Genomic DNA, 6817 nt, shown 5'->3' on the forward strand with positions numbered 1-6817 from the left:
CGTTCAGCGCAGGATGGCGCCGAGGCCGCCGGCCGGTGCCCGTTCGGGGTCATGGATCACCACGATGTCGGCGCCGTGCGCGGCCGCCGACCGCACCAGGGCGTCGTCCGCCCGTGCGGCAGCCGGACGCAGCTCGCCCAGATTCGGCAACTCCATTCCGTGGACGGCGAGTTGGTCGGCATCGGAACCCACCCATACCTGCCGCGCGCTGTCCGCGCCGTGCGGACTGACCAGCAGGGTGTCGATCCGGTGCTCCCGGGCGGCCTCGACCAGCGCGGGGAGGCCGGCCGCGGAGTGCGGCTTCGCGTGCTTGCCGCCGACGCCGGCACCCGCGCGGAAGCGGTCCGCCACCTGCGCGATGTGGTCGCTTTCCTGCGCGGCCCTGACCTGGGCGATGTCCCGTTCCACCAAGTCGCTCTCGGCGCTCGGCGCCCGCCCGCCGTGTTCGCTCTCGTAGGTCAGGGCGCGCAGTGGTTCGGGCAGTTTGCCGTGCACCAGCCGGCGTTCGGGTGCCTCACCGACCAGGACGACGGCCTCGGCACCACTGCTCTCGAACTCCTTGCGTACCGCGTCGGCGATCTCCTCGGCGTTCTGCTCCCGGGTGTGGTCCGCCGCGGTCCTCAGATGCCGTTCGGACCGTTCCCGGGCGGCGCGGGCGTCGCCCCGTTCCGCCCCGCCGCCCCGCTCGCCGACCACGGCGAAGTCCGCTCCCGTACGGTCCAGGCGGACCACGAGGCAGACGGGGTCGTCGCCGATCGCCGCCAGCAAGGGCGTCACCCTGGGCACCGGCCCCCAGGCCGCGAAGGGGACGGCAGGAGGGCCGGGAAGCGGCGTGTCGAGCACGATGGCACCGTGGGCGGCGAACAGCGCCCGCCCGGCATGCGTTCCGGGGTCGCCACGGCGGGTGAGCAGGGCCTCGTGCACCGCACCACAGGTGGCCTCGTCCGCGCCGAGAGCGAACAACTGCGCCGTGGTGGCACTTGCCCTCAACTCCTGTTGTTTTGCGGCGTCCTCGGCAGCGTGCGAGGTATCGGCATAGACGGACGCCCAGGGGCCGGGCCGGTCGATGACCGGTTGCAGGAGCGAGATTCGCATGGCACTGCCTCCTTGGCTTCCTCGGATTCCGCGGATTCTCCTGTCGTGCAATGCGTGGTCGTCGGTGGGCGGCCCGCATCCGTGCGCAGCCGGCATTCGCCGGTAAGCAGCCGGCTGTCCTACGAATTCCCGTTCCGGAAAGGCATATGCATTGCGGGCATATGCCTCCGCAATCACGTTCCGTGCCCGTTCCGGCCATTTCCGTGTGCATGCTTGAAACGGCCGCTGCCGGGTTGTTAGGGCTGGGGGACCAGGGAAACTGGGAGGAACACGTCGGGTCTGTACGACCCGTAGAGCCGGAGGCACCCATGGTCATGGAACACGGAACCGACAAGACCGGCCCCGCCCGGGACGACGTGATGAAGCGGCAACTGCGGGGGCAATTGACGGCGGAGCGCTCCTTGTGGCTGGAGGAAGAGCACGAACTCCAGCCGGCCGGCGAGGACCAGCCGGTGGCGGCGTGGTCCCCCGAAAGCGACTTCCGGGGCGGGACACCGCGGGGGATGACCGAGGAGGACGTCGGGTTGCGCTCCGAATTCGCCCGGCACCTCGGGCGGAGCCTGTATCCGGCCGACCGGAACGCGATCATCGAGACCCTCCGGCGCAACAACGCCCCGGAGCGGCTGGTCACGATGGCCGAGCGGCTGCCCGCACACGAGCGGTTCGGCAATGTGCAGAGCATCGCGGAAGCCGTCGGGATCACCACGGAACACTGGCGCTCCTGAGGCCGTGGCCGGTCCGTGCCCCCTGGCGCTGCCGCCGGGCGCCGGGAGGCGGACAATTGGTGTATCGGCACCTGCCGCACCCCGCGGCCGGGCCAGTGGACGGGAAGAGGGAGGGCGGTTATGTCCGACGAGACGATGGGCGATGAGGTCTATCAGCCGCCCAGGTCCGATCCCCAGGACAACCCCAACGAACTCGACATGGAAGACGCCCTGGACGAGCCGGACCTCGATGCGACGCTGGATACCGGCTATTCGCCTCCGGAGCGGCCCTTCGTGGTGAATCACGACGGGACCACCGCACGGGAGCTGCACGACCGCGAGACGCTCGACCACCGCCTGGCGGTGGAGGTGCCGGACGTCTGCGCACCCGACGGCGACGGAATCGGTGATCTGCCGGGCGGGGTGGGCGAACCGACCGATCTCGAATGCGGCGAGGAGCGGGCCGGCCGGCTCGTGGGTTCCGACGAGGGATTCTGGCGCGGCGGCAGCAATGACATCGCCGCCCGCGACGTGGGCATCGACGGCGGAGCCGCCTCGGCGGAGGAGGCGGCGGTACACATCACCCGGGACAACGCGGGGGACGGCGGGGGCGGCGAGGTCTAGGGCCTGTACACCGTAGACCACCCGCTTTCAGTGCCCTCCCGCAACGAGCCTCAACGAGCCGGCCGGGTGCCCGTGCCCCCAGAATGAGAACAGCGGGCGCCCATGTGTACCCGGTCGCAGGCCGGAAAGCCGGAAGGACACCGACCCCGCCGGTGCGGAGGCGCGAGCCGCCGGCCCGTCACGGACCCGACGGCCGCCCCGGTCCACCGTGCGACCATCCTCGACCGCAGGAGCCCACGTGAATCGACGTCGTCCTCGGATCGTGATCGTCGGAGCCGGGTTCGCCGGCTACGAATGTGCCCGCACGCTCTCCCGGCAGGCCAAGGGAGCTGCCGAGATCGTTCTCCTCAACCCCAACGACTACTTTCTGTACGTGCCGCTGCTGCCGGAAGTGGCGACCGGAATCCTGGAACCCCGCCGGATCTCGGTGTCGCTCACCGGGACCCTGCCGGGCGTCCGGCTCGTCCTCGGAGCGGCCCATGACGTGGACTTCGAGGCCCGCCAGGTGCACTACACCGACCCCGAGGAGCGGAAGGGCTCCCTGCCGTACGACCGGCTCGTCCTGACCGTCGGCAGCGTGAACAAGCTGCTGCCCGTACCCGGCGTCGCCGAGCACGCCCACGGCTTCCGCGGGATGCCCGAAGCGCTCTTCCTCCGCGACCACATCACCCGGCAGATCGAGCTCGCCGGTGCGACCGAGGACGCGGCGGAGCGGTCCGCCAGGACCACCTTCGTGGTGGTGGGCGCCGGATACACCGGCACCGAAGTCACCGCCCAGGGCGTGCGGTTCACCGATGCGCTGGCCCGGCAGAACACCGGGCTGCGAGACGGGCCCCGCCCCCGCTGGCTGCTGCTGGACATCGCCGACCGATTGCTGCCGGAACTCGACGAGCGGCTGTCGCGCACCGCCGAGCGGGTCCTGCGTACCCAGGGCGTCGACGTCCGTACGGGCACCTCTGTCAAGGAAGCGACCCAGGACGGAGTGCTGCTCGACGACGGCGAGTTCGTCGCCAGCCGTTCCCTGATCTGGTGTGTCGGCGTACGGCCCGACCCGCTGGTCGACTCCCTGGGGCTGCCCACCGACAGGGGACGGCTGTGCGTCGATGAATTCCTGAACGTGCCCGGCCGGCCAGGGGTGTTCGCCTGCGGTGACGCCGCGGCCGTCCCGGACCTGACCCGGCCCGGTGCAGTGACGCCGATGACGGCCCAGCACGCCCAGCGGCAGGGCAAGGTGGCGGCGCGCAATGTCGCGGCGTCCTGCGGCCGGGGCGCGCCCCGCGCGTATCGGCACCACGACCTGGGCTTCATGGTCGACCTGGGCGGGCTCCAGGCCGCGGCCAACCCCCTGCACTTCCCGCTCTCCGGACCACTCGCCGGCCTGGTCACCCGTGGCTACCACCTGATGGCGATGCCGGACAACCGCGTGCGGGTGGCCGCCGACTGGCTGCTGGACGCGGTCCTGCCGCGGCAGGGCGTCCAGCTGGGTCTGGTCAGCTCCTGGTCGGTGCCGCTGGACACCGAATCCCCCGAGGTGGCCCGCGTACCGGGCGGCCCGACGGCGTGAGGGGACCCTCGTGACGGGACCCCCGTGAGGGGACCCCCGTAGGGCACGCCCTCACGGGGTCCCCTCACGGGGGCTATGACACCCCGGACGGCTACCGGACCCGCTCCGGCTCTTCCTCCTCGTCGGGGAGCCGCACATCGCTGACCGCGATGTTGACCTCCACGACTTCGAGGCCGGTCATCCGCTCCACCGCGGAGATCACGTTCTCGCGCACGGCCCTGCCCACCTCGGGGATGACCTCGCCGTACTCGACGACGACGTCCAGATCGACCGCCGTCTGCTTCTCACCCACCTCGACCTTGACGCCGTGCGTGGTGGTCGTACCTCCCCCGGGTACGCGCTGGCGCAGGGCGCCCACCGAGCGCGACAGCCCACTGCCCAGGGCGTGCACCCCTGCCACCTCACCGGCCGCCAGGTAGGCGATCTTCTCGACCACGCTGTCGGCGATGGTCGTCCGCCCCAGTTCCCCGGGGTCCCGCGACCGTCGCTCCGCTGACTCGGTCATTGCCCATCACCCCTTGTACTCCCTCGTGGGGACGCTTCGGCCCGTGTCTTCACGCTATGACCGGACGGGTGACGCTGCCTCCCGAACCGGAAGGCGACACCGCTGCGGGCCCCGCGCGGCGTCGGACCGGCACTGTGTCGTTCCGGCACTGTGTCGTTCCGGCACTGTGCCGTTCCGGCAAGACGCCTCGACGACCACCTCGGATGCGCCCGCGCGCGGCGCCGGGCCGGGGCACCCCACCCGCCAAACCGCCCCGTCCCCCGTCGGCCAGGCGCCCGGCACGCCCCCTGCCGGCCCCCTCGCCGCACGGCCGGAGATATCAAGTCGTCGCCAACTACGGGGTGTTGGCACTCCGGACGGACAGTCCACGGTATGGTCCTGAACCCCGCTCCCGCCTTGGGCCTGCGGGGACGGCGAAACGGCGATTGCCACGGACATCTGTCAAAAGGGTGCCGCTCCCGCTGGTGTGTCCGTATCGTCTGCTCGCGCCGGAGCCTTCCCGCTTCGGGACTTCCTCGTGGGATCCCCAACGGGGGCCCGTGCACGACATGGCAGTGCCTGTAACGAGGGAGCAGTGGTGACACACCTGATCGTACCGGTCATGATCACATTCGGGATATTCCTGCTCGCCATGGTGGCCGTGGGCTTCTGGACGTATCAGGACACCCTGACCTTCTCCGATTTCGCGCTCGGCGGGCGCCGGCTGAGTGCCACGTTGGCGGCGCTGTCCGCGGGGGCCAGCGACATGTCCGGCTGGCTGTTCCTGGGGCTGCCGGGTGCCGTGTACGCGGCCGGCATCGGCGCGAGCTGGATCGCCGTCGGTCTGGCCATCGGCACCTATCTCAACTGGCTGCTGGTCGCGCCGCGGCTGCGGACGTACACCGAGCTGGCCGGGGACGCCAAGACGCTGTCGGCCTATCTGGAGGAACGGTTCGAGGACGGCAGCCGGATGCTGCGGCTGCTCTCGGCCACCGTCATCGTCGTGTTCTTCACCGTCTATGTGGCGAGCGGCCTCCTGGCCGGCGGCGTGCTGTTCGAGGGGATCTTCGGCGGCGGCTTCGAGTTCGCGCTCACCGTCTTCGCCGTGGTGATCGTCGTCTACACCGTCCTGGGCGGTTTCCGCGCGGTGAGTCTGACGCACTCGGTGCAGGCCACGGTCATGTTCGGCGCGGCGGTGGCCCTCCCGGCGATCGGCATCGGACTGCTGGGCGGGTTCGGTGCCCTGCACGGTGCGCTCACCCACAAGAGCGCCGCACTCCTCGACATGGGGGCCAAGGCCGGTTTCGACGGCAGCCGTTGGACGTCCGGTCACTCGCTCGGCGCCGTGGCAGTGATCTCCCTGCTCGCCTGGGGACTGGGCTACTTCGGCCAGCCGCACATCCTGGTGCGCTTCATGAGCATCCGCAGCACCCGCGAGATCCCCAGAGCCCGCCGGATCGGCGTGGGCTGGGTCGTCGTCTGCCTGACCGGGGCCTCGCTCGTGGGTCTGGTGGGGATCGCCGCGCTCGACCAGCCGCTGGACAACCCCGAGACGGTCTTCATCGCGCTCTGCGCCCAGCTGGTCAACCCCTGGGTCGCGGGCATCCTGCTGGTGGGCGTACTCGCCGCGATCAAGTCCACCGCGGACAGCCAGCTGCTGGTCTCGGCGATGGCTCTCACCGAGGACTTCTTCCGGGCGTTCGTCAAGCGGCAGGCCTCGGATGCCGCGCTGGTCCTGACGGCCCGGGCGACCGTGGTGGCCGTTGCCGTGGTCGCCTACGTCATCGCGCTGAGCGGCGGCGCCGTACTGGACATCGTCGCGTACGCCTGGGCGGGATTCGGCGCCGCCTTCGGCCCGGTGATCCTGCTGTCGCTCTACTGGCCGCGGATGACGCGGGCCGGGGCGATGGCGGGCATCGTGACCGGGGCGGTCACCGTCGTGCTGTGGAAGCAGATCGACCCGCTCCTCGGGCCGCTCCAGTCGGGCATCTACGAGATGGTGCCCGGGGTGCTCACGGCCACCGTGGCGGCGCTGCTCTTCGGGAGGTTCGTCGGACGTCCGCCGCGACGCACCTGGTCGGGATCCATGGAGCGGGAGAACGCCACGACGGTGCCGGTCGGCTGAGCCACGGGCGACCCGCCCCCGGCCCACCGGCGTCGCGGTGACGCCGCGCCTCACCGGTCCCGCCCACGGCCCCCTGTTACCCGTTCGGCCCCCGGCTTCGGGGCCACGAGGCCCTGCCGCCACGGGCTCGGGCGCACGATCCTTGAAGGCGTGGTTCCGCAGGCCGCAGCGGTTCCTGCTGGGAGGCGAGGGCAATGACGTGGTTCGACGGCGGATGGGGG

Annotated in this window: 6 protein-coding genes; 4 read left to right on the forward strand and 2 right to left on the reverse strand. The window is 71.2% G+C overall.

Features of this window, described 5'->3' with window-relative positions:
- Positions 1-3: 3 nt before the first annotated feature.
- On the reverse strand, positions 4-1095 hold the full coding sequence (locus tag EST92_RS18060; RefSeq protein ID WP_129281937.1) for a hypothetical protein: 1092 nt from the start codon (positions 1093-1095) through the stop codon (positions 4-6).
- Positions 1096-1403: 308 nt separating this feature from the next.
- Between EST92_RS18060 and EST92_RS18065 the strand changes: the two genes are divergently transcribed.
- The 3 genes from EST92_RS18065 (at position 1404) to EST92_RS18075 (ending at position 3987) form a co-directional block, all read left to right on the forward strand.
- Complete coding sequence (locus EST92_RS18065) at positions 1404-1820, forward strand: DUF2795 domain-containing protein (RefSeq protein ID WP_129250938.1); 417 nt, start codon at positions 1404-1406, stop codon at positions 1818-1820.
- Positions 1821-1940: 120 nt separating this feature from the next.
- Positions 1941-2423 carry a DUF5709 domain-containing protein gene (locus EST92_RS18070; protein ID WP_129281938.1) on the forward strand — a complete coding sequence of 161 codons (483 nt, stop codon included), beginning with the start codon at positions 1941-1943 and terminating at the stop codon, positions 2421-2423.
- 262 nt (positions 2424-2685) lie between these two features.
- Positions 2686-3987 carry an NAD(P)/FAD-dependent oxidoreductase gene (locus EST92_RS18075; protein ID WP_174244051.1) on the forward strand — a complete coding sequence of 434 codons (1302 nt, stop codon included), beginning with the start codon at positions 2686-2688 and terminating at the stop codon, positions 3985-3987.
- A gap of 91 nt (positions 3988-4078) precedes the next feature.
- Here EST92_RS18075 and EST92_RS18080 read toward each other — a convergent pair whose 3' ends face one another.
- Positions 4079-4492, reverse strand: coding sequence for an Asp23/Gls24 family envelope stress response protein (locus EST92_RS18080; protein WP_129281940.1), 414 nt, complete (start codon positions 4490-4492; stop codon positions 4079-4081).
- A 601-nt stretch (positions 4493-5093) separates the two neighbouring features.
- Here EST92_RS18080 and putP point away from each other — a divergent pair.
- The gene (putP, locus tag EST92_RS18085) at positions 5094-6596 is read left to right on the forward strand and encodes a sodium/proline symporter PutP (RefSeq protein WP_174244050.1); all 1503 of its coding nucleotides are present in this window, start codon (positions 5094-5096) and stop codon (positions 6594-6596) included.
- Positions 6597-6817: the final 221 nt, after the last annotated feature.

Origin of the sequence: Streptomyces sp. TM32 (assembly GCF_004122755.1) — a bacterium.
Taxonomy (GTDB): domain Bacteria; phylum Actinomycetota; class Actinomycetes; order Streptomycetales; family Streptomycetaceae; genus Streptomyces; species Streptomyces sioyaensis.

Bases quoted from the DNA above. Each gene is read 5' to 3' on its own strand.
- EST92_RS18060 (WP_129281937.1), bottom strand. From the start codon at position 1,095: ATGCGAATCTCGCTCCTGCAACCGGTCATCGACCGGCCCGGCCCCTGG.
- EST92_RS18065 (WP_129250938.1), top strand. From the start codon at position 1,404: ATGGTCATGGAACACGGAACCGACAAGACCGGCCCCGCCCGGGACGAC.
- EST92_RS18070 (WP_129281938.1), top strand. From the start codon at position 1,941: ATGTCCGACGAGACGATGGGCGATGAGGTCTATCAGCCGCCCAGGTCC.
- EST92_RS18080 (WP_129281940.1), bottom strand. From the start codon at position 4,492: ATGACCGAGTCAGCGGAGCGACGGTCGCGGGACCCCGGGGAACTGGGG.
- putP (WP_174244050.1), top strand. From the start codon at position 5,094: ATGATCACATTCGGGATATTCCTGCTCGCCATGGTGGCCGTGGGCTTC.